Source organism: Pseudomonas sp. B6(2017) (genome assembly GCF_002112765.1).
Taxonomy (GTDB): Bacteria; Pseudomonadota; Gammaproteobacteria; order Pseudomonadales; family Pseudomonadaceae; genus Aquipseudomonas; species Aquipseudomonas piscis.
This window is the reverse complement of the sequence record NZ_NEIQ01000007.1, coordinates 159,988-184,211: the sequence shown is the minus strand read 5'-3', so window position 1 is coordinate 184,211 and position 24,224 is coordinate 159,988. Positions and strand designations below refer to the sequence as shown.

Genomic DNA, 24,224 nt, shown 5'->3' with positions numbered 1-24,224 from the left:
ACAGGTATTAAGTCTATTTTTTTAATGATCAATCATTGAGTTTTTAATGAGTTATCTTATGCAGAGCTGACCAACTGTACTGCATGTGTTTCCTATATTTTCTGTATATTATTTTTGATTGTAATTTATAATCTTATTTAAAGTTTTATGTTTTTACGTATTTTCTAGCCTGGATTAATTATCCTGCCTTCCTGTGTCACATCGTAATCGATCATACCCTCCTCACTATTCTTTATCGCTATGGCAGGTTCCCTTTTGCCTGTGGTGATGGAACCTTTTTGCCTGAACACCTTCCCGTCATAGGCGCATTATGGGAGCATATAGGGTGTTTAGTGAGCCTGTAAAAAATGAGACCAGAAGACTTTGTTGTTTCTGTTAGTCAAGGGGTGCCTCAGTCCGTTCGTGAACTGTTCTGGCTGGTTTTTTTTGCGTCAAGAGGGCGAGGTATCAGCTTGGATGCTCATTTTCCGTGGTTGGATGATGAGATAGATGTGGTTTGTCTACAGATCGCAGATGTACGTCCTCGTACTCACGATACGCCTCTGGCAGCCCTGCTGATTAGAAAGGTTGATGTTGCCAAGGGAAAATGCATTGGTCTAGTCGGGTTGGTCTGTGTTGCTGAAGAGTGGCGCGGAAAGGGGCTAAGCACAAAACTGTTGTCTAAAGCAGCTGAGTTAGGGCGAGAGATAAATCTATCTGCTCTGGTGCTGTGGACCCAAAAGCCGGATGTCTATGTGGGACAGGGGTTTCGGGTAGATGAACAAGATATTTTTTGTCATGTGAAAAAAAATATTTCAATTTACCCAACAGAAAAATATTCAACAAATAGTTGGCCCGACAAAAAGGCTCTTGAAAAAAAACAAGGTCTGGCACCGTTTGCCACCTTTGGCGAAATTATTAAAAGCCAAAAGGCAAGTCTGGTGGTTTTTCATTCAGCACAAATTTCCACGCTAGTGGATTGGGAAGGAGAGGATGTAGATGTGATTAGTCTATTGCATTCTGCTCTACCTGATCATTGGGCGCTGACTTCAAATGAAGATGAGAGACTGATATTTTTGTTGAAAGAGCAAGGCTTCCATGTTGAACATCGTTCTTCATCTGTTCGTATGATAAAAGTCCTTGATGCTGTAACAAGTATCAAGATTCCACAAATCAATATTATGGATCGAATTTAACCTCATGCCCGTTTCCAATGAAATTATTTCATTAGTAAAAGTTGCCATGCCTCCGAAGGAAGTTTTAATGCCTGCCTTGGAGTCAGTACTTTATAGCGGAATGATCGCTGAAGGCGAGCATGTTTATCAGTTCGAGTCCGAGTTTTCAAAAAAATTTGGCGTAGAGAATGTATTAGCTACCAGCAGTGGTACAGCAGCTCTGCACATCGCATTGATTTTATCCGGCGTAGGCTCTGGAGATGAAGTTATTACAACTTCGATGACTGCCGAACCAACAAATACCACTATCCTACAGCTAGGTGCCATTCCGGTATTTGCTGACGTAGAGGCGAGCACTGGTAACTTATCTCCAGATTCGGTTGAGTCGCTAATTACCAGTAAAACAAAGGCTATCTGCGTAGTTCACTATGCGGGCTATCCAGCAAAGCTAAATGAACTTCGAGGAATTGCGGATCGTAACGGTATATTTTTAATCGAAGATTGTGCTCATGCATTGGGGGCGAAATATGATGGAAAACCAATAGGTTCAATTGGAGATTATTCAATATTCTCATTTCAAGCAATTAAACACATGACCACAGTTGACGGTGGAGTTTTAACATTAAAAACTTCTGAGAAAATTGATTTGGCTCGACGGCTTCGCTGGTTTGGCCTTTCGAAGGGTGTTCCTCGTACCGAAGTTGATATTACTCGGGTTGGCTATAAGTACAATATGAGTAATGTGGCAGCTGTAATTGGACTTGAGCAATTGAATAGTGTTACTCCATTGCTGGAACGTCATCGTCAGAACGGGCGATATTTCGACCAGGCCTTAACAGGGATTCCAGGAATTTTCCCTGCCTCCGTTGAGAGTATCGCGGATCCTAGCTACTGGCTCTATACACTTTGCGCAGATGATTCTGAAGATGTCGAGAAACTTTTAAACTCTAACGGAGTCATGGCATCAAAGCTTCATAGGCCCAATCATTTGCACTCAGTTTTCAAACCTTTCGTCAGCGACCTACCTGCATTGCAGGATTTTTATAAAAAACTTCTTCATATACCATGCGGCTGGTGGGTTACAGATGAACAGCGAGATCGTATTGTCAATTTGCTGAAGCGTGGTTAGAAGAAAATGCCTAATAATATTCCTTTATATGGTGTAGTCAGTTTGCCCGAGATGGAAGAGGCTGCTTTAAGTGTTCTTCGTTCAGGACGAATTTCCGGAGGCGAATGGGTAAGCAGGTTTGAGTTAGAGTTTGGTAAATTAACGGGCCATCAAAATGTAGTTTCTACTATCGATATGACCAGCGCATTATTTTTGGCTTTACACTTGGCAGGTGTAAAGGAAGGTGATGAAGTACTGACAACGGCTTTTGCGTGTCTTTCTACAAACTCAGCAATTGCTCAAATAAAAGCCAAGCCAGTTTGGGTTGACGTATGTCATCAGTCCGTGGATATGGACTTAAAAGATTTGGAGAGAAAAATAACAAGTAAGACCAAGGCCGTCATCCTTTACCATGTCGCAGGGTATCCTGGTCCTGCCAAAGAACTTGCAAGGTTATGTAAGAATTATGATATTTATCTGATTGAAGATTGCAATAACGCCATGTTCGCGAGTAGAGACTCTGCGGTAGTTGGTACTGTAGGGGACTTTGCCGTTTACTCTTTTTATCCTAATCGACAAATTAATGCTACCGAAGGGGGCGCATTAGTCTGTCGAAAGGAAAGTCTCGCGATCAAGGCAAGAAAGCTAAGGAAATTTGGAATCAATTACAGTGATTTTCGGCTGCCCAACGGTGAAATAAATAAAGGCTCAGACATTCCTGAAATTGGGTGGAGCATGACACTCAATAATTTATGTGCTGCAATTGGGTTCTCTCAGATCAGTTCACTAAAGGTGCGGCATAAAAAGACACTGGTTCATGTAGAGAAACTGAAGTTTCTTCTTTCTGATATTGAAGGGCTGAAGTTTGTTCCTGCTGAAGGTGATGGTGTCGCAGATTTTTGGGTGCTGCTTGTATTTGTCGAGCACCGAGATGCTGTTTTAAGTAATATAAAAAAATATGGAGTAATGGCTTCTAGCATTCATCAGCGTAATGATCTTTATAGTGGTTTCTCTACTCAGGAAGCTCAGCTGAAAAATACTGAGTATCTACAGAATCATATTTTGGGTATTCCTTGTGGATGGTGGCTTGAAGATGCTGATTTAGAATCAATTTCTAATGCATTAAGAAAAGCGATCAGTGCTGTAGGTATATGAAAAAACATAGCGCTACACTTCTAAGAATGCTTATGTTGTATGGGGGCAAGACATCCAGTTTGCTTGTCGCTTTTATATTTCTACCATTATATGGTCGGGTTCTTGGTGAGGAACAGTTTGGTGCGATTGTTGTAATTATCTCATTGCAAGCGCTTTTGGTAATGCTTGATCTTGGAATGTCAACTCTTGCCTCTAGAGAGGCAGCAATCACTACTAAAGGTAGTGGCTCCCTATTAATAATTATTTCATCTGCAGAAGTTATTTTGTCTGTTTTTTATATAGGGCTTGTTTTTCTTTTCTTTTTAATAAAATTAGTTTTTGAAGTATCGAGTGTTTCTTGGAGTGTTATCGTCTTCTCTGCACTTTTGTTCTTTTTTCTCGCGCTGCAAAATTTATACTATACGATATTACTTGCTAGGCAGAAATATATTCTAGGAAGTACTATACAAATAGCCGGTGTGATGGTTAGAGCTGCCATCACTGTTTACGTATTAATATTTATCTCCGCTTCTGTCGAAGCGTTTGTCCTGACTCAAGCAGTATTGGCATTCATTCATTTCTTGGTATCGCGTGCTTTTTGTCTAGGTGAGCTTTCTTCAATCTGGCCTACTGGGGGTGCCAAAGTCAGCGTCGCCGAAATTTTATCAGTGGCAAAAACAGGAGGAGCACTGGTGCTCTTTTCTGCTGCTGGAGCAGCAGTGTTGCAATTGGATAAGCCCATAATATCTGCTTTGTCTTCTACAGCTAGTGTTGCTCCCTACTATCTTGCTAGCTTGTTATGCATGACTCCGATATCGATATTGGCAAGTCCGATAAGCCAGTATTTCCAGCCTATGGTCATTCGTGAAATGACGATGGGGCAGGATGGAAGCGCTATGCGAGTAATTAGAAAATTTGTTCTGTCGACATTTCTTATAGTTGCGCTTCCGACTTTGGTATTATGGCTGTTCAGAGAACAGATCATAGGTGTATGGCTGGGGGAAAACCCTTCTAACGTTCTAGTTTCCAGGTATCTAGAAATTTTGTTACCAGGTGTGGCTATCGGAGCGCTGGGGTTTATTCCGTATTGTCTTCTGCTTTATGCAAGAGATTTTCGCTTTCAAGCCACGCTGTCTGCAACTTTGACTGTGGTCACGTTGATGCTAACCGCGATGGCAGCGGTTAATAAGAATATAGAGGCAATATGTTTTGTGTATTCGGCATACCATGTGCTCTCTACTTTATCTTCGTGGATTAGAGCTGCTAGGCTTCCAGAAACAAAAATCAGTGCGCGGAACTCTGCGATAACAACATTTAAGTTGATTTTGCTATTTTCTTTGCTGTTTTCAGTGGTTGGCTTCATGTTTTTCGAGAGGTAGTTATATGTTTGATGATAAAGTATTGATGATTACAGGTGGTACCGGTTCTTTCGGTAATACTGTTCTTAATAGGTTCTTAGATACCTCTGTTAGAGAAATTATAGTATTTAGCCGAGATGAAAAAAAGCAAGAAGATATGCGTATCGCGCTAAATAATCCCAAGGTAAAATTTCATATTGGCGATGTGCGGAATTTTGAAAGTATTCGCCGTGCAATGGTAGGGGTAGATTACGTATTTCATGCGGCCGCGCTCAAGCAGGTTCCTTCTTGTGAATTCTATCCAGTTGAGGCCGTACTCACAAATATAATGGGAACTGAGAATGTCTTGAACGCAGCTATTGATAATAATGTCAAAAGAGTTGTTTTGCTTAGCACTGACAAGGCCGTTTATCCCATTAATGCGATGGGTATATCTAAAGCCATGGGTGAAAAAGTACTCATTGCCAAGTCTCGTACAATACGTGGTAATGGCCCGATTTTATGTGCGACCCGTTATGGGAATGTGATGGCTTCACGTGGTTCGGTAATACCCTTATTTGTCGATAAGATTAAATCTGGATTGCCTTTAACCGTTACAGATCCAAAAATGACACGTTTTCTAATGAGTCTTGAAGACTCTGTTGATCTGGTCCTACACGCTTTCGAACATGGTGAGCAGGGAGATATCTTTGTTCAAAAAGCTCCATCGAGCACCATTGGTGACTTGACAGTTGCCTTGAAAGAACTTTTTAACAGCGATGCTCCTGTTAATGTTATTGGGACAAGGCACGGAGAGAAACTTTACGAGTCTCTGGTTTCTCGTGAAGAAATGGTAAAAGCAAAAAACATGGGGCGTTATTATAGGATTCCGGCAGATAATAGGGATCTAAATTATGATAAATATATTCTTGAGGGACAGCCAGAAGCGAACCTTGTGGATGATTACACTTCACATAATACTGACTTGTTGAATGTTGAAGAGATAAAGTCACTGCTACTTACCTTGCCCTTTATTAGGGACTCACTTGGCCTGTAATCTCATGATTAAGTTAAGTATTATTATTCCTACTCATAATCGTGCAAAATGTGCGATTGAAACAGTCGCCTCTATTTTAGAGTTGCTGGAGGATGTTCAAGTAGTTGTTTGTGACTCTAGTGATGAGGATTTTCTTTCTCATCATTTTTTAGGAGAGTCTTTTGCGTCAAAGGTAAAATATGTCAGAACAGCTAAAAGTATTAGTGTTGTAGACAATTTTAACTTGGGTCTTCGTTCTGCCGACGGAGAGTACCTTGTTTTTCTCGGGGATGATGATTTTGTCTCGCGGGAAATTATGGATGTAGTTAACTGGGCTTCGGAACATGCCGTCGATTCGGTAAAGTTTAATTTCCCGGCCTTATACTACTGGCGTGACTTTTATCACGCGACGAGAGGCGATGTATATTCTGGAACTCTACATGTTGGTGAATATACGGGCAGTGTCAGCCTGTATGATGCAAAGAAATCAGTTGTTCCGGCATTAAACAATTTTGGTGGTGGTGTATTTGGTATGCCAAGAGCCTATGCTGGGATGATTTCATCTTCCTTGGCTAAAAAAATTGTTGATAAACATGGGGCATTGTTTGGCGGTGTTAGCCCTGATATCTACAGCTCCTTTCTAATTTCAATTGAATCCGAAAAGTGTGTGCTAGTTGATTACCCTGTTATTGTTCCTGGCGCGTCTGGTCTCAGTACAACAGGGCAAAGTAATTCCGGTGCCCACTATGGTAAACTCAGAGAAAACCCACACATTTCGGCATTTCAAAATCTTGTTTGGGATAAAAAGATACCTGAGTTCTATTCGGTGCCTACCGTTTGGTCTTATTCCCTGCTAAAAGCTGTTGAGAAAGTTCAAGAAAATAATCCAAAATTTCAAGGAACTCCTAATTTTGGTCGGCTTTTTCTCAAGTGTTTTATTTACTTTCCATCCTCGAGCAGTGAAACGAGATACGCCCTACGTGAGGCTTTTCGTTCATTTGGAAGAGTTAGGGTTGTTTCGCAGTTAATGGTTGCTGTTGGATCTGAGTTTTACTGGGGAATGTCCCGTATTGTCACTCGTTTAAAGTCCAGGTATATCAAGAAGAGTATTAGTGTAATCGACTCTCTTGATACTAGCCTTGATGGTAGCAGGGCGCTAAAAAAATATTTGCATGAGCATCCTGTAAAGCTAAAGCTTCCATCTTTGTGATTTATTTGTATGGGTTTTTATTTTTTGTGTTTGATATAGGCTTTACTGTGTTAGAAAAGTTTCTAGGGGCATGACATGAAGTCTTCGGTCTCTGTAATCCTACCTCATTATAATGCAGCCGATACAATAGGGCGTAGCATCGACTCTGTTATTGCACAGACTTTGTGTGTTGAGGAGATTATAATTGTAGATGACTGCAGTGTTAGTGTGGAAGAGCTTGTTGATATAGTCTCTGGCTACAAGGCTCTGATTAATATTCGTTTGATTTTTTTAAAGAAAAATCAGGGTGCTGCATATGCAAGAAATATAGCCATAAAGAATGCTACTTGTAAATATATCGCTTTCTTGGATTCAGATGATATTTGGCACCCAGAAAAAATAAAGATTCAATATGAATTCATGGAAAAAAATGAAGCATTTCTATCTGGACATGGCTATCTATTCGATATTTCAAGTCGCTCATTCATTAAGGAAGTGTCTTTAAGTAATCGCTTGGTCATGAAGCGCGAATTTATGTGGGGCAATCCATTTTTTACCCCTACCGTAATGGCCAAGAGAGAAGATTTTATACTTTTTGATGAGCGCTATCGTAGAGTGGATGATTACAAGTGCTGGTATGAGAACATGTCCAATGGACACGTTTATATGCTAACTGAAGCTCTAGCTGCGGGTTTTAAGGCACCAGTTGGAGAATCGGGTCTCTCTGGGTCATTAAGGCTTATGCATAAGGGCTATCTTGACGTCCTTAAGGCTTTGAGGGCGGAAGGAAATATTAGTAGAGCTTTTTTTATTGCAGCCACAACGTGTGAAATATTGAAGTATCCGTTGAGGTTGTTTTTTTCTAAATTTAGAAAATATAAGAAATGAACGATATCAAGAAGGTTCCTAGTTTTGCTGTTTTGCTTGCAGCATATAACGGGATTCGGTGGCTTCAGTCTCAGGTAGAAAGCATACTTTCTCAAGTTGATGTTCGGGTAATAATTTTTATAAGCATAGACCCCTCCTCGGATGGAACTGAGGATTGGTTTAAAGCTGTGTCAGCTCATGATGATAGATTAATTGTCCTGCCTGTAGGCGAAAAGTTTGGAGGCGCAGCCAAGAATTTCTTCAGATTGATTCGAGACGTAGATTTTTCAAAATTTGATTATGTTTCGTTTGCTGATCAGGATGATGTTTGGCTTCTAGATAAACTGTCTACGGCTCACAAAAAAATTTCCTCGTCTACTGCTTCTGCTTATTCTTGCAATGTTACAGCCTTTTGGCCCGGGGGGCGAAAGTTGCTTTTAGATAAAGCACAAAGGCAGCGCAAGTATGATTATCTTTTTGAGGCTGCTGGTCCTGGGTGTGGTTATGTACTAAAAGTTTCCGAAGCTCTTAGGTTCAAAAAATTTCTAATTGAGAATTGGCAGGACGTCAATGTCGTTTCCCTACATGATTGGCTGGTTTATGCGTGGTTCAGATCGGTAGGATTAGTTTGGTTCATAGATCCGGTGCCGAAGATATTATATCGCCAGCACGAGGCTAATCAGGTAGGTGCCAATAACGGCTTGAGGGCTATTAAGGCGCGCTTGTCATTGTTACGTACTGGCTGGTATCGCAATGAAGTTTCAAAAATTGCCAAATTGATTTGGCCTAATGTTCAGAGCTTGCCTGGAGATTTGGTTGAAAGAGGGGATATATCACGTGATTTCCTTGTTTGTAATTTTAATGAAGTGCGCCGTAGATTTCGTGACCGTATTTTTTTGATGATCATGGTTTTTCTTGGTATTTATTGAGTCGTGATGTTTTTAATATGTATCTTTAATAAGGCATCAATGCATGTCTTGATGTTGTTTTAAGTAGACAGCCGACACGGGCACGGGGTAGGTGATTTTATAATTGAAAGCTTTGCTGAAGGTCTGCGCTTCTTGTGTAATAGAAAGTTATTAGTGTCTGGCGATCAAGAGAAAATCTGGCTGTTCTGCTCTATTAATGGATTAAATAATGAAGTTTAATTTTTCTAATTTTTTTACAGTTGCATCGATATTGTTTTCGCTATTTGCCTTTTTTTCCTTTTATCCTGGAGCAATGACGTGGGATAGCCTAGATCAGTTGCGACAGGCAAGGATGGCCGATTACTCGGATTGGCAGCCGCCCGTAATGGCATTTGTCTGGGGGAGGCTGCTGAACGTTGCTGATGGTCCTGGTGTTATGCTTTGCTTTCATCTTTTACTGCTGTGGAGCACTGCTTTTTTCTTGTTTAAATGGACTCTTGAAGAGGGATATAAACATGGGTTTCTATTTTTACTGATTCCTGCGTTGCCTTGGGTTTTGAATTTTGAGTTTGTTATTTGGAAAGATGTTGGGATGGCCTATTCTTGGGGCGCGGCAATTGCTCTTTGTTTATGCTATAGATCTCGTGAACGGTTTCCCTTGAGTGTTGCGTTTATAGTTTTGGCCTTGTTTGTATATGGCATGCTCGTACGGAGCAATTCGTTGGGAGCTGCTTTTTTCTTGTTTCCATTTTTGGCCGGCCAAATTTTTAAAAAGAAGAGCGTCAAACATATTTTGGCATTCATGATGGTGGCGATTTTCGGGTTTTTCGTAATTACATTTCTTGTTAATTCTGCTATAGGAGCAAAAAAGTCAAACTCTGTTAGTTATGTAATGTTCGATGATGTGGTTGCTTTAAAACTGAGAGGGGTGGATGTCTCACTAGATTTCTTGACGCAGGATGAAATTTCTAAAATTGCATCATGTGAATATTTGAATGAAAACAAGGTTGGCGCTGCATTCTGCATTGATGGAGATCGATTTAAGGAAATAACGATAAATAATTATCAAGAGTTGAAACTCTCTTGGGTTAAGAGCGTTTTTGATAATTACCCTGCTTATGTTGCCTATAGACTCTCGGCTTTTTCTCAGCTTATTCGTTCACCTTGGCAGTCAGTATATTATGAGAGTGAATTTCGCGTAGTTAAGCCGCCGTATGAACTTGATTCAGGTATTCGTTCGGAGTCTGCTCAGGAGAAATTTTTCAGAAAATACGTTGTTGGATTCAAGAAGCTTTTCCCTGGACTATTCAAACCATATGTCTGGATGGTTTTGCTGACGTGTATTGCGTTTCTATTTTGGTTTGACTCGGCGTTTAAAGGCACTTTGTTCTGGCTTCTTCCTGTTTCAGGGCTTTCATATGTTCTGACATATATACCGATCACTCCTGCTGGTGACTTTAGGTATGTATACTGGTCTTGTTTTGTATGTACAATATCAATTTTTTCTTACATTAATGGGCGGACGCGTGCCAGCAAGGTAAGCTAAAGAAAGCTGGAGCTCGAATAACCCGCATGCGAAGCAGGTATGCGAGGGGGGCCATTCGAGATTGAAAAACTCATATTTGAATTTTTAAATATGAGTTTTCCAGCTTAGTTCTGTCAAATCAGCGGAGAGGTGTCTATGGTCAAGATTCTACTAACAGGAGCGTCTGGTTTTCTGGGGCGATCGATCATAGATCAGTTTTCTAGAAGTACTGATTTTCAGTTAGCTGCTGTTTTTCGTCAGCCACCAGTGGAGCTTCCAGGGACAGTTGCGCTTTGTCAGGTTACTGAAATAATCGGAACTACTGATTGGAACTCGTTTTTACCTGGATGCAGTGTGGTGATCCATGCGGCAGCCAGAGTTCATGTAATGAATGAGACTTCCTCAGATCCGCTGACTGAGTTTCGTAGAGTAAATGTTGAGGGAACACTAAACCTGGCTCGACAGGCAGCTTCCGCCGGCGTTCGTCGCTTTATATTCATAAGTTCTATCAAGGTGAACGGTGAAGGAACAGCTACGGCTGCACCTTATTTTGCAGACGCACAGCCAATGCCTCTTGATCATTATGGAATTTCCAAGATGGAGGCGGAACAGGGTTTGCTTAAGATAGCAGAGCAGACAGGCTTAGAGGTCGTCATTATTCGCCCTCCATTAGTGTATGGACCTGGCGTGAAGGCTAACTTCCTGGCAATGATGCGGTGGTTGCAGAAGGGAATGCCATTACCCTTCGGTGCCATTGGTAATAAACGTAGCCTAGTGGCCTTGGGTAATCTGGTTGACCTGATCAGGGTTTGCATTGAGCACCCGGCGGCAGCAAATCAGACATTCCTGGTCAGTGACGGAGAGGATCTTTCTACCACTGAGCTTTTACGCCGGATGGCAAGGGCATTGAAGGTACCCGTTCGTTTGATACCTGTGCCTGTCTGGATCCTCTCTGCGGGGGCAGCTCTGCTTGGAAAAAAATCACTCTCTCACCGTCTATGTGGTTCGCTACAGGTCGATATCAGCAAAACACAGAAGCTGCTCGGATGGACGCCGCCCATAACTGTTGATTCAGCTCTCAACGAGACGGCCAAATACTTTCTGACGTTGCGTGATTGAACAGAAACAGAGGTATCATGACCGGTCATGACCTTCTTTAGTTTCTAAGAGGTGGCTCTGGCATCCGGCCTTCTCTTGTTAGTTTCAGGAATTGGATAGTAGATGGCAATTTGGTTATTTTTCCTGGCGACTGCCGGGACCTCGGTTTTACTCACTTGGGCTGTTCGCCGTTATGCTTTGGCGCGTAGCTTGGTTGATGTTCCGAATGGACGTAGCTCTCATTCGTTGCCGACTCCCCGAGGTGGTGGAGTGGCAATTGTTCTCAGTTTTGTTTTTGCTTTGCCTGTTTTGACAGCTACTGGTTTGATTCCGTGGAGTTTTATCTGGCCACTACTGGGGGCGGGGATTTTTACTGCGGTGGTTGGTTTCCTGGATGATCATGGCCATATCGCAGCTCGTTGGCGCCTGTTGGCGCATTTTTTGGCTGCTGCGTGGGCAATGTACTGGATGAACGGATTACCTCCGTTGCATGTTCTGGGAGTCGAGTTCAAGCTGGGGTACCTCGGTCATGTTCTTGCTGCGTTCTACTTGGTCTGGATGCTCAACCTCTATAACTTTATGGATGGAATTGACGGAATTGCGGGTGTCGAGGCTGTCTCCATCTGTCTGGGAGCCTGTCTGATCTACTGGCTGAGCGGAAACCAGTCAATGATCTGGCCTCCGTTGTTATTAGCGATGGCCGTTTTGGGGTTTCTTTACTGGAATTTCCCTCCCGCACGAGTTTTCATGGGGGATGCGGGTAGTGGATTCCTGGGTATAACGCTTGGGATTTTTTCAATACAGGCAGCCTGGAGCTCTCCGCGGTTCCTTTGGGTATGGCTGATATTACTTGCGGTATTTATTGTCGATTCGACTTTTACCCTGATTCGACGTTTGCTGCGGGGCGATAAAGTCTATGAAGCTCACCGTAGTCACGCCTACCAATTTGCTTCTCGGCGGTTTGGCAGGCACTTGCCTGTGACATTGGCTGTGTTAGCAATAAATGTATTCTGGTTGTTGCCAATAGCGGTTGCAGTTAGTTTATTTGGACTTGATGGTATTTGGGGTGTTGTTTTGGCCTATGTACCTCTGTTGCTCCTCGCTCTCAAGTTTCGTGCCGGAGACTCGGGGAACGACTGCTGATGTTTATGAAATTATCAAGGCAGTCCAGTTTTCAAATATTGTCATATTTGACTTCTGTTGTGGCTAAAAAAGGGAGGGGTTGAAGAGGTGATGGCCAGAATAAGAAAATTTTTATTAGGTCTCTCGCGCCGGAAAAAACGTATTATCCAAGTTGCGACCGATCTTTTCCTGATCTGGGGCGCACTGTGGATGGCTTTCTTCGTCCGATTGGGCTTCGACGATTTGAACAATCCGTTCATCGTCCATCTCTGGCTTTTCCTCAGTGCGCCAGTTATTGCTATTCCCCTGTTTATAAGATTCGGAATGTATCGTGCTGTAATGCGTTATTTCGGTAACGATGCATTAATTTCAATCGTAAAGGCCGTCAGCCTTTCGTCCTTGATCCTAGCCCTGGTTGTTTACCTTTATAGTAACCACCAAACCGTTGTACCTCGTTCAATCGTGTTCAACTACTGGTGGTTGAGTCTGGTGATGATTGGCGGCCTGCGGCTGGCCATGCGTCAATATTTCCTCGGTGACTGGTTTGTCGCTAGCCAGCATGTACCTTTTACCAACCGAGACGATGGTTTGCCCAAGGTGGCAGTTTATGGGGCCGGAGCAGCGGGTAACCAACTGGTCGCGGCGTTGCGCCTGGGGCGCATGATGCGGCCGGTGGCGTTTATCGACGATGATGGCAGTATCGCTGATCGGGTCATTGCCGGACTGCAGGTATACAAGCCAAAGCACCTCCAGCAGATGATCGACGAGACTGGCGCGGAAGAAATCCTGCTGGCCATTCCCTCTTCCAACCGTAGCCGACGCCGAGAGATATTGGGGTACCTCGAAGGGTTCCCCCTCCATGTCAGGAGCGTGCCGGGGTTCATGGACCTGGCTAGTGGTCGGGTAAAGGTCGACGATATCCAGGAGGTGGATATTGCCGATCTACTCGGCCGGGACGCCGTTCCTGCACAGGATGATTTGCTGGCTCATTGCATCAAGGGACAAACGGTTCTGGTGACGGGGGCGGGCGGGTCCATTGGCTCCGAGCTGTGCCGGCAGATCCTGAGTCTACGTCCGATCACCCTGATACTGTTGGATCATAGCGAGTTCAACCTCTACAACATCTTGGCAGAGTTGGAGCAGCGCCTGTCCCGGGAGTCCCTAGTGGTGAAATTGCTGCCGATCCTGGGCTCGGTGCGCAACTATGAAAAGCTTTTGAGCGTGATGAGCACTTGGAGTGTCGATACGGTCTATCACGCCGCGGCCTACAAGCATGTTCCGATGGTCGAGCACAACATCGCCGAAGGTGTGCTCAACAATGTCATGGGCACCCTCAATACTGCCCAGGCCGCGTTGCAATCGGGGGTCGCCAATTTCGTGCTGGTTTCCACCGACAAAGCCGTCCGGCCAACCAATGTGATGGGTAGTACCAAGCGCCTGGCGGAACTCACCTTGCAAGCGCTGAGCAAGGAACTGGCCCCCGTGCTGTTCAACGACTCATCGAAGATTTCACGGGTCAATAAAACCCGGTTCACCATGGTCCGCTTCGGCAATGTGCTGGGTTCGTCAGGTTCGGTCATCCCGCTGTTCCATAAGCAGATCAAATCCGGGGGGCCGCTCACGGTTACCCATCCGAAAATCACCCGTTATTTCATGACTATCCCGGAGGCTGCCCAACTGGTCATCCAGGCTGGTTCGATGGGGCAAGGGGGGGATGTTTTCGTGCTGGATATGGGCGAACCGGTAAGAATCGTCGAACTGGCAGAGAAGATGATCCATCTTTCCGGGTTGAGTGTTCGTTCGGAAAAGAACCCCCATGGAGATATTGCTATTGAGTTCACCGGTTTGCGCCCTGGTGAAAAGCTTTACGAAGAGTTGCTGATCGGTGACAACGTAGTGGCCACTCAGCATCCGATGATCATGAGTGCCAACGAGGATTACCTGGCTTGGGATGTACTCAAGGTCAAGCTGGATGAACTCCTTGCTGCGCTTGATTGTGATGATTATTCGCGGGTTCGGCAGTTGCTGCGCGAGACCGTCAGTGGCTACACGCCGGACGGCGAGATTGTCGATTGGGTTTATCAGCAGCGACGACTCAAACCCTGACTCTACACAAGCGGTAACTTTCCCGCTTTTGACTTGCTCCCTGTATCTCCTAGGTTTGGAAGGCAGCTTCGGAAAGCTGCTTTCCTTACTGATGTCATGGAGTGTCATTATGCGTATCCCTTATTTCTCCTCCCTGTTCTTCGCAGCCTTAGCCAGTTTTTCGCTTGCCACCCAGGCAGCACCGATCGCCAAGGTGCAGGAAGCCGCCACCGAAGTGGTAGAACATTCCACCTCCAATTCAACCAGGCTCGACATCAACACTGCCGATGCCACCCTCTTGCAGCGCGAACTGCTTGGCATAGGCGAGGCCAAGGCCAGGGCGATAGTCAGTTATCGTGAGGCAAACGGTCCCTTCGCTTCAGTGGATGAGCTGCTGGAGGTCAAGGGCATCGGCAAGGCCATCCTCGAGCGCAACCGAGACAAGCTCCAGGTCAACTGAGGCGCCCCGTTCAAGACGAAAGCCGATCATTGATCGGCCTTCGCCTTCAGAAGGGATGGCCTCGAGGTCGAATCTTCATCGGCGAGGTAGATTTTTTCCATGAAATAATGGAAATATTATATGTGTAATATTTAATTCGCCAACCTTGCAAGATCGCGAATACCCATCAGGTTCATTCATCGTCAGGAGTGCAGCTATGAGTTCGGTTCGTTCCCAAGGCAAGGCCTTGATCACGGGAGCTTCATCCGGTATTGGCGCGGTCTATGCCGATCGCTTGGCGGCGCGAGGCTTTGACTTGTTGTTGGTGGCCCGGGATGAGGAGCGTCTGCATGTCGCGGCTAATACTCTGCAAGCCAGCCATTCGGTGCAGGTCGAGGTCTTGAAATCCGACTTGACCTCCAGGAGCGATCTGCTTGAGGTGGAGCGTCGCTTGCGCAATGACCGGGACATCAGCCTATTGCTGAACAATGCCGGAGTCGCGGCCGATGGCCCCCTGGCTGCTGCTGACCTGGATCAGATGGAGCAGATGATCCAGCTCAATGTGGTGGCTCTGACCCGTTTGGCGAGCGCCGCAGCCGCCAACTTTTCTGCGGCGGGGCGAGGAGCGATCATCAATATCGCCTCCGTGGTGGCCCTGCTGCCGGAACGTTTCAACGCGACCTACAGCGCCACCAAGGCTTATGTATTGAGCCTGAGCCAATCCCTGCAGGCAGAACTGAAAGACACCGGGGTCCAAGTCCAGGCCGTCCTGCCCGGGGTCACTCGTACCGAAATCTGGCAGCGCGCGGGCTTTGATGTATCGGTTATCCCGGCAGAAATGGTGATGGATGCGGGGGAGATGGTCGATGCGGCCTTGAGTGGTTTCGACCAACGGGAATTGATTACCCTGCCGTCGCTGCCCGATGCCGCGGATTGGCAGACCATGGTGGCGGCGCGTTTGGCCCTGGCCCCCAACCTCTCACGCAGCAGCGCGGCAGCCCGTTACAAATAAGCACGCAACGGAGCGGTTGCCGTTACCGCTCCTGTTCCTTCAAGCCTTCGCGTACCACTTCAAGTATCTGCGCAGCCAGTTGTGGATTTTCCACACTGCGCGACAGCATCAGCGCACCTGCCAGAGTCGACATGATCATCAGGCTGCGCTTGGCCTTGTCTTCGCCTTCCAGGGTCGCTTCCACTTGCGCGAGCCTGGCCTTGAGCACCGCGTCGGTGGTGGCGCTGGGTTGGCCGCGCTGGCCGAGCTCCGAGCTCATGGTCGGGAGCGGACAGCCCTGGTGTGGTGACTCCTGGTGCCATTCGGAGAGGTAGTTGTCGATGAATGCCTGCAGGGGATGTTCCTGGGCGAACAGCTTGGCGCAATGAGCATCGAGGTCCTGGGCGGCAGAGCAGAGTGCTTCTTCCACCAGTTCGTCCTTGGAGCTGAAGTGGGAGTAGAAGCCGCCATGGGTGAGGCCCAGGGCTTTCATCAGGGGTTGCAAGCCTGTTGCCCCTATACCGTCGCGACGAAATCGCTCCGAGGCTTCCTTGATGATGCGTTTATGGGTCTGGGCTTTGTGGTCTGTTGAATAACGCATCTGGGAAACCTCCGCAACAAGGCCACTATTTTAACCAGGGTTCAGCAGATCACATCCACTTCTGCACCTGCTTTGGCTGGCTGCTACAGCTTGGCGACAGGTTTTCATGCCAAGCATAGTCAGGTGAGTTGGCACGATAAGTGGTTACTGATCACTCATCTATTGTTGAACAATCCTGAGGCCTTTTCATGAACGTTGGTTTATCCCTGGCGGATCAGATTCGCCTGGAACTGCGTGCAGACATCATCGGCGGTCGTCTTTTGCCCGGCATGCCCCTGGTGGAGAACGAACTGGCCGGTAGCTACAACGCCTCGCGCAACACTATCCGCGAGGCGTTGCATTGCCTCGGGCAGGAGGGATTGACACGTTATGTGCGCCACAAGGGAGTGATGGTCCGCCGCTTGGAAAGGGACGATCTGCGCGATCTGTTCAGGGTGCGTCGAACCCTGGAGTTACAGGCAATCGCCAGCGCCAGGCCGCTGCGCGAGTGCCAGTCGGACCATATGCTCGATGCTATCGAGGCGGCCGAACTGGCCAGGGACCGAGAGGACTGGCGCGCCGTCGGTACCCATGGCCTGGTGTTTCACCAGCATGTGGTGGCGTTGCTGGACTCACCATTGCTGGACGAGTTCTTCACCAATGTGGTGGCGCAGCTGCGACTGGTGTTTTGCACCGCGCCAGACGAGGCGCTGTTCCAAGCCCCCTGGCTGGAGCGCGACCGGCAGATCCATGGATGGCTGGCCGACGGCGACACGGCGTCGGCCGGAGCGGCCATGGCGTGTTACCTGGATGATTCCGAGCGCCTGTTGCTGAACATGTTCGATCCATCCTTGCGTCATTGAACGAGGAGCATAGCGATGTACAAAAACTATCCCGCGGCCTACCAGGTCAGCAAGGGCTCGGCGTTGCAAGTGGACACGGCCTTCTACGAGCGCATTCGGGCCAACCCTGGCCAGCGCATGTTGATCGAGAGTTTCGAGGTGCCGATTCGCACGGGACGTGCCTGGAAGGTGCCAGCCGGTCATGTGTTCCGGGTCACCACGCCCCATGGTCCGCAGGTGGGCGATTTCAACGTCTGGAACGCCCACGATCCGCGCGAGCGCTTATGGGCGGCCCGAACCCGGCAGTTGCAGGGAGCGCATGTCAGTACTCACGATCGGCTCTGGTCGAACCTGCCGTTCCTGCGGCCGCTGGTGACCATCACCGATGACAGCCTGGCCGATTACGGTATCGATGAGCATGGCGGGCGCCTGCATGACTTGCTGGGAACCCGCTGCGATCCCTATGTGAACCGGATGCTTACTGGCGAGGATTTTCACCACCACTGCCATTCCAATCTGACGCGGGCGGTGCTGCCCCACGGCCTGACTGAGTTCGACGTGCATGATGTGCTGAACATCTTCCAGTGCACAGGGCTGAACCACGACGACCTGTACTTCATGAAGGCCTGCCCGGCGGGCAAGGGCGATTACCTGGAGTTCTTTGCCGAAATCGACCTGCTCTGCGCCTTGTCGACCTGCCCTGGCGGGGATTTGTCCCTGCCGATGTGGGGGCCACAGGCGCAGGACCCGCTCAGCGTATGCCGGCCGCTGGGGGTCGAGGTCTATCGCCTGGAGCCAGCGTTACTCGAGGGCTGGAACTCGCCTGAACGGGCGGCCTACCAGGGCCTGCATGGTTTGCAGATCGCCAAGCCCGAGTGGGAAAGTTGAGCCCATGGCCCCCTGCACCAAAGGCGCAGGGGGCCATGGGCTCACCGGTCGCGAGCGTCCCTGGCGTCCGCTTCGGCATTGCGTTCGGCCACACGTCGGCGCTGTTCTTCGGTAAGTTCCACCTTGCTGGCGGTATCGCGTAGCAGCATCAGGCCACCCACGATCGAACCGATAGCGACCACCAGAATCAACCAGGCATACCAGGGCATAGGGCTCTCCTTGATGAGGCCGTCTGCCGGAAGCGAGGTTCGCTCCGCAGCGGCTTGTAACGCTTTGAGTCAAAACGTTTTGCAGGGGTTCCATTGTATGCCTGATCGGCCTGGTCGGCAGCGTCTCTAGAGTCCGGTGAGCATGGCATCGGCCGGCGCGTTGGCCCGCGACTGCGCGGTGCACTGGAAGTAGATGAAGCCCAGCCCCATGAGGCCGAGGAAGACCAGGCCGATCAACGTATTGAACCAGGCCATGGCCACCAGGCACACCACGGCCAGCAGCAGTGCCAGGGCCGGGACCAGCGGATAACCGGGAGCGCGGAAGCTGCGTGGCAGGCCGGGCTCGGTCCGGCGTAGCCGGAATAGGCTGAGCATGCTCATGATGTACATCACGATGGCGCCGAACACGGCCATGGTGATCATGGCTGCGGTGAGGCTCAGCCCACCGAGGTTGACCAGGCCATCGCTGTAGATCGCGGCGATGCCCACCAGCCCACCGGCGATGATCGCCCGGTGCGGGGTCTGGAACCGCGACAGCCCGGCCAGGGAGGCGGGCAGGTAGCCGGCGCGGGCCAGGGCAAAGAACTGCCGCGAGTAGCCGAGGATGATCCCGTGGAAGCTGGCTACCAGGCCGAACAGGCCGATCCACACCAGCATGTGCAGCCAGCCGGAGTTATCGCCGACCACCGCCTTCATGGCCTGGGGCAGCGGGTCGTTGATGTTCGCCAAACTGCGCCAGTCACCCACGCCACCTGCGAAGAACATCACGCCCAGGGCCAGCACCACCAGGGTCAGGATGCCGCTGATGTAGGCCCGGGGGATGGTGCGCCTGGGGTCCTTGGCCTCCTCGGCAGCCATGGCCGCGCCCTCGATGGCCAGGAAGAACCAGATGGCGAAGGGGATCGCCGCGAACATGCCGGCAACTGCTGCGCTACCGAACTGATCCGTGCCGGCCCAGCCATTGGCGGCGAAGTGGCTGAAGCTGAACGCCGGGGCCACCACGCCCATGAATACCAGCAGTTCCAGGACTGCCAGGACGCAGACCACCAGTTCGAAGGTTGCCGCCAGCTTCACCCCGAGAATGTTCAGGCCCATGAAGACGACATAGGCCGCCACTGCGGCGTGCTTGGGGTCCAGCGTCGGAAACTGCACGTTCAAGTAGGCACCGATGGCCAGGGCGATGGCCGGTGGGGCGAAGACGAACTCGATCAGGGTCGCCAGCCCGGCGATCAGCCCGCCTTTTTCGCCGAAGGCCCGACGGCTGTAGGCAAAAGGGCCTCCGGCGTGGGGAATCGCGGTGGTCAGTTCGGTGAAGCTGAATATAAAGCAGGCATACATGCAGGCGACCAGCAGCGAGGTCACCAGGAACCCCAGGGTCCCGGCCACGCCCCAGCCATAGCTCCAGCCGAAATACTCCCCGGAAATCACCAGGCCGACAGCGATCCCCCAGAGATGCAGCGTGCCCAGGGTGGGCTTGAGTCTTGTGTTCATCGATAGCGTCCTGAACGATTGGAAAGGTCCGGGACAGGGCGTTGCAGCGGTCGTGCCAGGCGGCCACGGGGCGTCGCAAAGTTCGGAAAACCGTCGTATCGAGGATATTCCCCGACCGCGGCCCGTCTTGGGCGTTGCAATCCGGTGCGCTTGGCAGCCTCGCTTTGGGGCAAGGGCCTAGCGTCCCTCACCCGGGTCAGAGCGGCCCTGGCGTGAGTCTTTACGCTTTCTTTATGGCCCACCCACCCCCTCGCTCTCGTTCCTTTACAGGCAGCCTGCGGACAATGTCGCCATTCGCGGCGATCGCCGTACCTCGGAGACATTCCATGAACATACTGGACGCGGTGTCGTTGCTGCTGGCGGTGGGCCTGTTCGTTTACCTGCTGATTGCACTGTTGTGCGCGAATCGGAACTAGGAGCGACGCTGATGCACAGTTATGACTATTGGCTGATCCTCGCCTTCTTCGCGCTGGTGCTGGTGCCCGCGCCCTGGCTGGGACGCTTCTACTACAAAGTGATGGAGGGCCAGCGTACCTGGCTGACCCCGATCCTGGGGCCGGTGGAGCGTGTGTGCTACCGCATCGCCGGGGTCGATCCCCAGCTGGAGCAGAGCTGGCAGAAGTACAGCCTGGCCTTGCTGGCGTTCAACCTCGCCGGGTTCGCCCTGTTGTTCCTCATCCTGCTGTTCCAGGACCACTTGCCCCTCAACCCGCAACACCTGCCGGGGCAGGAGTGGACCCTGGCCTTCAACACCGCGGTCAGCTTCATGACCAACACCAACTGGCAGGCCTACAGCGGCGAGGCGTCCCTGAGCTACTTCAGCCAGATGGCCGGCCTGACGGTACAGAACTTCGTCAGCGCGGCCACCGGGCTGGCGGTGCTGGTGGCCCTGTGCCGGGGTATCGGCCGGCGCTCGGTACGCACCCTGGGCAACTTCTGGGCCGACATGACCCGTGCCACCCTCTACGGCCTGTTGCCGCTGTGCCTGCTGCTGGCCTTGCTGCTGGTCTGGCAGGGCGTGCCGCAGACGTTCGCTCACTATGTGGACGCCCTGACCGTGCAAGGTCACGACCAGGTGATTCCCCTGGGGCCAGCGGCCAGCCAGATCGCCATCAAGCAACTGGGCACCAACGGCGGTGGCTTCTTCGGGGTCAACTCGGCGCATCCGTTCGAGAACCCCACGGCCTGGAGCAACCTGTTCGAACTGGTATCGATCATCCTGATCCCGGTGGCGCTGGTCTTCACCTTTGGCCATTACGTCAAGGACATGCGCCAGAGCCGGGCCATCATCGCCTGCATGCTGGCGCTGTTCCTGATTGGCGGCGCCACCTCGCTGTGGGCCGAATACCAACCCAACCCGGCATTGGCCAACCCGGCCGTGGAGCAGGCAGCGCCGCTGGAAGGCAAGGAGACGCGCTTCGGTACCATGGCCACGGTGCTGTGGTCGGTGACCACCACCGCCGCTTCCAACGGTTCGGTCAACGGCATGCACGACAGCCTCAACCCGCTGAGCGGCATGGTGGCGCTGATCAACATGATGGTGGGCGAGGTGATCTTCGGCGGCGTCGGCGCCGGGCTCTACGGCATGCTGCTCAACGTGCTGATCGCAGTATTCCTGGCCGGCTTGATGATCGGGCGCACGCCTGAATACCTGGGCAAGAAGCTCCAGGCCAGGGAGGTGCAACTGCTGGTATTGACCCTGATGGTCATGCCCATCGGCGTGCTGGTGCTGGGTGCGCTGGCCGCCAGCTTGCCAGGACCGGCAGGAGCGATCAGCAACCCTGGGCCCCACGGCTTCAGCCAACTGCTGTACGCCTACACCTCGGCCAGCGCCAACAACGGTTCGGCATTCGGTGGTTTCAGCGCCAACACCCCGTTTCATAACCTGATGCTGGGCCTGGGCATGCTGATCGGTCGCTTTGGCTACATCCTGCCGGTGCTGGCGCTGGCTGGCAGCCTGGCCCTGAAAAAAACCGCGCCTGTAGGCCAGAACAGCTTTCCCACCCATGGCCCACTGTTCGTGGCCTTGCTGACCATGACCATCTTGCTGGTAGGTGGCTTGACGTTCCTGCCGACCCTGGCGCTGGGGCCAGTCGCCGAACAACTGAGCATGGGCTTCTGAGGATCCGATGATGAATATGCATGTTCCCGCTTCGAACAAGGTCGCCGATGCGGCGGCCAAGGCCAAGCATTCTCCTGCGCCGTCGTCGGCCACCAGCCTGTCCGCCCTGTGGCGCCCGGCGCTGGTCCAGGCTTTCGTCAAGCTCGACCCACGGCAACTGCAGCGCTCGCCGGTGATGCTGGTGGTGGAGCTGACCGCGATCCTCACCACTGTGCTGTGCTTGGTGCCCAACACCGCGGTGCCGACTTTCGTCGCCGCGCAGATCGCCCTGTGGCTGTGGTTCACCGTATTGTTCGCCAACTTCGCCGAGGCCCTGGCCGAAGGGCGTGGCAAGGCCCGTGCCGACAGCCTCAAGGCCGGCAGCGAAGGCCTGAGCGCCCGGCGCCGGGGGGCTGATGGCAGCTTCCAGCTGGTGCCAGCGGCCAACCTGCGCAAAGGCGATGTGGTGCGGGTCGATGCCGGGGAAATGATCCCGGGCGACGGTGAAGTGATCGAAGGCATCGCCGCGGTCAACGAAGCGGCGATCACCGGGGAGTCGGCGCCGGTGATCCGCGAGTCCGGTGGCGATCGCTCAGCGGTAACCGGCAACACCCGGCTGGTGTCCGACTGGTTGCTGGTGCGTATCACCAGCAATCCCGGGGAGTCGACCTTGGACCGCATGATCGCCCTGGTGGAAGGCGCCAAGCGCCAGAAAACCCCCAATGAGGTGGCCCTGGACATCCTGTTGATCGGCCTGACCCTGATCTTCCTGCTGGTGGTGGTGACCCTGCAGCCGTTCGCCCATTTCGCCAATGGCAGCTTGCCGCTGGTGTTCCTGGTGGCACTGCTGGTGACGCTGATTCCGACCACCATCGGCGGCCTGCTGTCGGCCATTGGCATCGCCGGCATGGACCGCCTGGTGCGCCTGAATGTCATCGCCAAGTCCGGGCGGGCGGTGGAAGCCGCCGGGGACGTGCATGTGTTGATGCTGGACAAGACCGGCACCATCACCTTCGGCAATCGCCGGTGCAGCGCCATCCACCCGGCGCCGGGCATCAACGCCGGGGACATGGCCGAGGCCGCCTTGCTGGCATCCCTGGCCGACGACACGGCCGAAGGCAAGTCCATCGTCGAATACCTGCGCGAACTTTATCCACAGCCCGAGCCGGGCAGCGAGGTGCTGGTGGCCGTGCCTTTCAGCGCAGAGACCCGGCTGTCCGGGGTCGACTATCGCGGCCAGGCCTACCGCAAGGGAGCAGTGGACTCGGTGCTGGATTTCGTTGGCCTCAAGCGCGATGACCTGGCTCCGGCACTGGCCCGCGAGATCGACAAGATCGCCCAGAGCGGCGGCACTCCGCTGCTGGTCTGCGCTGCTGGCCGGTTGCTGGGCGCGATTCACCTCAAGGATGTGGTCAAGCCCGGTATCCGCGAGCGTTTCGCCGAGTTGCGCAAACTGGGGATCCGTACCGTGATGGTCACCGGCGACAACCCGCTGACGGCCGCCGCCATCGCCGCCGAAGCCGGGGTCGACGATGTGCTGGCCGAAGCCACGCCGGAGAAGAAGCTGGCGCGCATCCGCCACGAGCAGAACGACGGACGCCTGGTGGCCATGTGCGGCGACGGCGCCAACGATGCTCCGGCCCTGGCCCAGGCCGATGTCGGCATGGCCATGAACGACGGCACCCAGGCCGCTCGCGAGGCGGCCAACATGGTCGACCTGGACAGCGATCCGACCAAGCTGCTGGACGTGGTGCAGATCGGCAAGGAACTGTTGGTGACCCGTGGCGCCCTGACCACCTTTTCCATCGCCAATGACGTGGCCAAGTACTTCGCCATCCTGCCGGCCTTGTTCGCGGCGATTTATCCACAGCTGGGCGTGCTCAACATCATGCACCTGGCCAGCCCGCAGAGCGCGATTCTCTCGGCGATCGTGTTCAACGCGCTGATCATCGTGGTGCTGATTCCCCTGGCCTTGCGCGGTGTACGGGTGCAGGCCGCGAGTGCCGCCCATCTGTTGCGGCGCAACCTGCTGATCTACGGCCTGGGCGGCATTGTGGTGCCCTTTGCCGGGATCAAGCTGATCGACATGCTGCTGACCGCCGCGCACCTGGTGTAGGCGG

Annotated in this window: 22 protein-coding genes; 19 read left to right on the top strand and 3 right to left on the bottom strand. The window is 51.4% G+C overall.

Annotated features, from left to right (window positions below):
* Window positions 1-347: 347 nt before the first annotated feature.
* The 14 genes from CAG11_RS13855 (at window position 348) to CAG11_RS13800 (ending at window position 16,014) form a co-directional block, all read left to right on the top strand.
* The gene (locus tag CAG11_RS13855; protein WP_085596782.1) at window positions 348-1,175 is read left to right on the top strand and encodes a GNAT family N-acetyltransferase; all 828 of its coding nucleotides are present in this window, start codon (window positions 348-350) and stop codon (window positions 1,173-1,175) included.
* Window positions 1,176-1,179: 4 nt separating this feature from the next.
* Window positions 1,180-2,283 carry a DegT/DnrJ/EryC1/StrS aminotransferase family protein gene (locus CAG11_RS13850; RefSeq protein ID WP_207245070.1) on the top strand — a complete coding sequence of 368 codons (1,104 nt, stop codon included), beginning with the start codon at window positions 1,180-1,182 and terminating at the stop codon, window positions 2,281-2,283.
* A 6-nt stretch (window positions 2,284-2,289) separates the two neighbouring features.
* Window positions 2,290-3,417: an aminotransferase class V-fold PLP-dependent enzyme gene (locus CAG11_RS13845; RefSeq protein WP_085596781.1), complete on the top strand. Its 1,128-nt coding sequence runs from the start codon at window positions 2,290-2,292 to the stop codon at window positions 3,415-3,417.
* On the top strand, window positions 3,414-4,775 hold the full coding sequence (locus CAG11_RS33175) for a lipopolysaccharide biosynthesis protein (RefSeq protein ID WP_143494563.1): 1,362 nt from the start codon (window positions 3,414-3,416) through the stop codon (window positions 4,773-4,775). The genes CAG11_RS13845 and CAG11_RS33175 overlap by 4 nt, the downstream gene beginning before the upstream one ends.
* Window positions 4,776-4,779: 4 nt before the next feature.
* On the top strand, window positions 4,780-5,790 hold the full coding sequence (locus CAG11_RS13840) for a polysaccharide biosynthesis protein (RefSeq protein WP_085596780.1): 1,011 nt from the start codon (window positions 4,780-4,782) through the stop codon (window positions 5,788-5,790).
* Window positions 5,791-5,794: 4 nt separating this feature from the next.
* Window positions 5,795-6,979: a glycosyltransferase family 2 protein gene (locus CAG11_RS13835; RefSeq protein WP_085596779.1), complete on the top strand. Its 1,185-nt coding sequence runs from the start codon at window positions 5,795-5,797 to the stop codon at window positions 6,977-6,979.
* 75 nt (window positions 6,980-7,054) lie between these two features.
* Window positions 7,055-7,846 (top strand): glycosyltransferase family 2 protein, encoded by a 792-nt coding sequence (locus tag CAG11_RS13830; RefSeq protein WP_085596778.1) that lies wholly within the window; start codon window positions 7,055-7,057, stop codon window positions 7,844-7,846.
* Complete coding sequence (locus CAG11_RS13825; protein ID WP_085596777.1) at window positions 7,843-8,754, top strand: glycosyltransferase; 912 nt, start codon at window positions 7,843-7,845, stop codon at window positions 8,752-8,754. The genes CAG11_RS13830 and CAG11_RS13825 overlap by 4 nt, the downstream gene beginning before the upstream one ends.
* Window positions 8,755-8,962: 208 nt before the next feature.
* Complete coding sequence (locus tag CAG11_RS33170) at window positions 8,963-10,279, top strand: hypothetical protein (RefSeq protein ID WP_143494558.1); 1,317 nt, start codon at window positions 8,963-8,965, stop codon at window positions 10,277-10,279.
* Window positions 10,280-10,414: 135 nt separating this feature from the next.
* On the top strand, window positions 10,415-11,377 hold the full coding sequence (locus CAG11_RS13820) for an SDR family oxidoreductase (protein WP_085596776.1): 963 nt from the start codon (window positions 10,415-10,417) through the stop codon (window positions 11,375-11,377).
* 102 nt (window positions 11,378-11,479) lie between these two features.
* The gene (locus CAG11_RS13815; protein ID WP_085596775.1) at window positions 11,480-12,499 is read left to right on the top strand and encodes a glycosyltransferase family 4 protein; all 1,020 of its coding nucleotides are present in this window, start codon (window positions 11,480-11,482) and stop codon (window positions 12,497-12,499) included.
* 90 nt (window positions 12,500-12,589) lie between these two features.
* Window positions 12,590-14,584 carry a nucleoside-diphosphate sugar epimerase/dehydratase gene (locus CAG11_RS13810; RefSeq protein ID WP_085596774.1) on the top strand — a complete coding sequence of 665 codons (1,995 nt, stop codon included), beginning with the start codon at window positions 12,590-12,592 and terminating at the stop codon, window positions 14,582-14,584.
* 109 nt (window positions 14,585-14,693) lie between these two features.
* Window positions 14,694-15,023: a ComEA family DNA-binding protein gene (locus CAG11_RS13805; protein WP_085596773.1), complete on the top strand. Its 330-nt coding sequence runs from the start codon at window positions 14,694-14,696 to the stop codon at window positions 15,021-15,023.
* Between the two features lie 196 nt (window positions 15,024-15,219).
* A complete protein-coding gene (locus CAG11_RS13800) occupies window positions 15,220-16,014 on the top strand; it encodes an SDR family oxidoreductase (protein ID WP_085596772.1) in 795 nt (264 codons plus the stop codon).
* Between the two features lie 22 nt (window positions 16,015-16,036).
* On the opposite strand, the gene CAG11_RS13795 is transcribed toward CAG11_RS13800, so the two are convergent.
* Window positions 16,037-16,594 carry a TetR/AcrR family transcriptional regulator gene (locus tag CAG11_RS13795; protein ID WP_085596771.1) on the bottom strand — a complete coding sequence of 186 codons (558 nt, stop codon included), beginning with the start codon at window positions 16,592-16,594 and terminating at the stop codon, window positions 16,037-16,039.
* Between the two features lie 188 nt (window positions 16,595-16,782).
* Between CAG11_RS13795 and CAG11_RS13790 the strand changes: the two genes are divergently transcribed.
* Entirely contained in the window at window positions 16,783-17,436 is a 654-nt protein-coding gene (locus CAG11_RS13790; protein WP_085596770.1) for a GntR family transcriptional regulator, read from the top strand.
* Between the two features lie 15 nt (window positions 17,437-17,451).
* The gene (locus tag CAG11_RS13785) at window positions 17,452-18,303 is read left to right on the top strand and encodes a DUF1989 domain-containing protein (RefSeq protein WP_085596769.1); all 852 of its coding nucleotides are present in this window, start codon (window positions 17,452-17,454) and stop codon (window positions 18,301-18,303) included.
* Between the two features lie 41 nt (window positions 18,304-18,344).
* Here the strand turns inward: CAG11_RS13785 and CAG11_RS13780 are convergent, their stop codons facing one another.
* Together CAG11_RS13780 and eat are read right to left on the bottom strand one after the other, a co-directional pair.
* Window positions 18,345-18,512: a DUF2897 family protein gene (locus CAG11_RS13780; protein ID WP_085596768.1), complete on the bottom strand. Its 168-nt coding sequence runs from the start codon at window positions 18,510-18,512 to the stop codon at window positions 18,345-18,347.
* Window positions 18,513-18,638: 126 nt separating this feature from the next.
* Complete coding sequence (eat, locus tag CAG11_RS13775) at window positions 18,639-20,003, bottom strand: ethanolamine permease (protein WP_085596767.1); 1,365 nt, start codon at window positions 20,001-20,003, stop codon at window positions 18,639-18,641.
* 326 nt (window positions 20,004-20,329) lie between these two features.
* On the opposite strand from eat, the gene CAG11_RS13770 reads away from it, so the two are divergent.
* From CAG11_RS13770 to kdpB, 3 genes are read left to right on the top strand one after another with little or no spacing between them, the layout of a single operon-like run.
* On the top strand, window positions 20,330-20,419 hold the full coding sequence (locus tag CAG11_RS13770) for a potassium-transporting ATPase F (RefSeq protein ID WP_022640106.1): 90 nt from the start codon (window positions 20,330-20,332) through the stop codon (window positions 20,417-20,419).
* Between the two features lie 11 nt (window positions 20,420-20,430).
* On the top strand, window positions 20,431-22,125 hold the full coding sequence (gene kdpA / locus CAG11_RS13765) for a potassium-transporting ATPase subunit KdpA (RefSeq protein WP_085596766.1): 1,695 nt from the start codon (window positions 20,431-20,433) through the stop codon (window positions 22,123-22,125).
* Window positions 22,126-22,135: 10 nt separating this feature from the next.
* Entirely contained in the window at window positions 22,136-24,220 is a 2,085-nt protein-coding gene (gene kdpB, locus CAG11_RS13760) for a potassium-transporting ATPase subunit KdpB (protein WP_085596765.1), read from the top strand.
* Window positions 24,221-24,224 lie beyond the last annotated feature (4 nt).

Coding starts and splice junctions, on each gene's coding strand:
- CAG11_RS33170 (WP_143494558.1), top strand. CDS start 8,963: ATGAAGTTTAATTTTTCTAATTTTTTTACAGTTGCATCGATATTGTTT.
- CAG11_RS13795 (WP_085596771.1), bottom strand. CDS start 16,594: ATGCGTTATTCAACAGACCACAAAGCCCAGACCCATAAACGCATCATC.
- eat (WP_085596767.1), bottom strand. CDS start 20,003: ATGAACACAAGACTCAAGCCCACCCTGGGCACGCTGCATCTCTGGGGG.
- CAG11_RS13790 (WP_085596770.1), top strand. CDS start 16,783: ATGAACGTTGGTTTATCCCTGGCGGATCAGATTCGCCTGGAACTGCGT.
- CAG11_RS13830 (WP_085596778.1), top strand. CDS start 7,055: ATGAAGTCTTCGGTCTCTGTAATCCTACCTCATTATAATGCAGCCGAT.
- CAG11_RS13785 (WP_085596769.1), top strand. CDS start 17,452: ATGTACAAAAACTATCCCGCGGCCTACCAGGTCAGCAAGGGCTCGGCG.
- CAG11_RS13820 (WP_085596776.1), top strand. CDS start 10,415: ATGGTCAAGATTCTACTAACAGGAGCGTCTGGTTTTCTGGGGCGATCG.
- CAG11_RS13805 (WP_085596773.1), top strand. CDS start 14,694: ATGCGTATCCCTTATTTCTCCTCCCTGTTCTTCGCAGCCTTAGCCAGT.
- CAG11_RS13850 (WP_207245070.1), top strand. CDS start 1,180: ATGCCCGTTTCCAATGAAATTATTTCATTAGTAAAAGTTGCCATGCCT.
- kdpB (WP_085596765.1), top strand. CDS start 22,136: ATGAATATGCATGTTCCCGCTTCGAACAAGGTCGCCGATGCGGCGGCC.
- CAG11_RS13800 (WP_085596772.1), top strand. CDS start 15,220: ATGAGTTCGGTTCGTTCCCAAGGCAAGGCCTTGATCACGGGAGCTTCA.
- CAG11_RS13845 (WP_085596781.1), top strand. CDS start 2,290: ATGCCTAATAATATTCCTTTATATGGTGTAGTCAGTTTGCCCGAGATG.
- CAG11_RS13815 (WP_085596775.1), top strand. CDS start 11,480: ATGGCAATTTGGTTATTTTTCCTGGCGACTGCCGGGACCTCGGTTTTA.
- CAG11_RS13780 (WP_085596768.1), bottom strand. CDS start 18,512: ATGCCCTGGTATGCCTGGTTGATTCTGGTGGTCGCTATCGGTTCGATC.
- CAG11_RS13840 (WP_085596780.1), top strand. CDS start 4,780: ATGTTTGATGATAAAGTATTGATGATTACAGGTGGTACCGGTTCTTTC.
- CAG11_RS13825 (WP_085596777.1), top strand. CDS start 7,843: ATGAACGATATCAAGAAGGTTCCTAGTTTTGCTGTTTTGCTTGCAGCA.
- CAG11_RS13770 (WP_022640106.1), top strand. CDS start 20,330: ATGAACATACTGGACGCGGTGTCGTTGCTGCTGGCGGTGGGCCTGTTC.
- CAG11_RS33175 (WP_143494563.1), top strand. CDS start 3,414: ATGAAAAAACATAGCGCTACACTTCTAAGAATGCTTATGTTGTATGGG.
- kdpA (WP_085596766.1), top strand. CDS start 20,431: ATGCACAGTTATGACTATTGGCTGATCCTCGCCTTCTTCGCGCTGGTG.
- CAG11_RS13810 (WP_085596774.1), top strand. CDS start 12,590: ATGGCCAGAATAAGAAAATTTTTATTAGGTCTCTCGCGCCGGAAAAAA.
- CAG11_RS13835 (WP_085596779.1), top strand. CDS start 5,795: ATGATTAAGTTAAGTATTATTATTCCTACTCATAATCGTGCAAAATGT.
- CAG11_RS13855 (WP_085596782.1), top strand. CDS start 348: ATGAGACCAGAAGACTTTGTTGTTTCTGTTAGTCAAGGGGTGCCTCAG.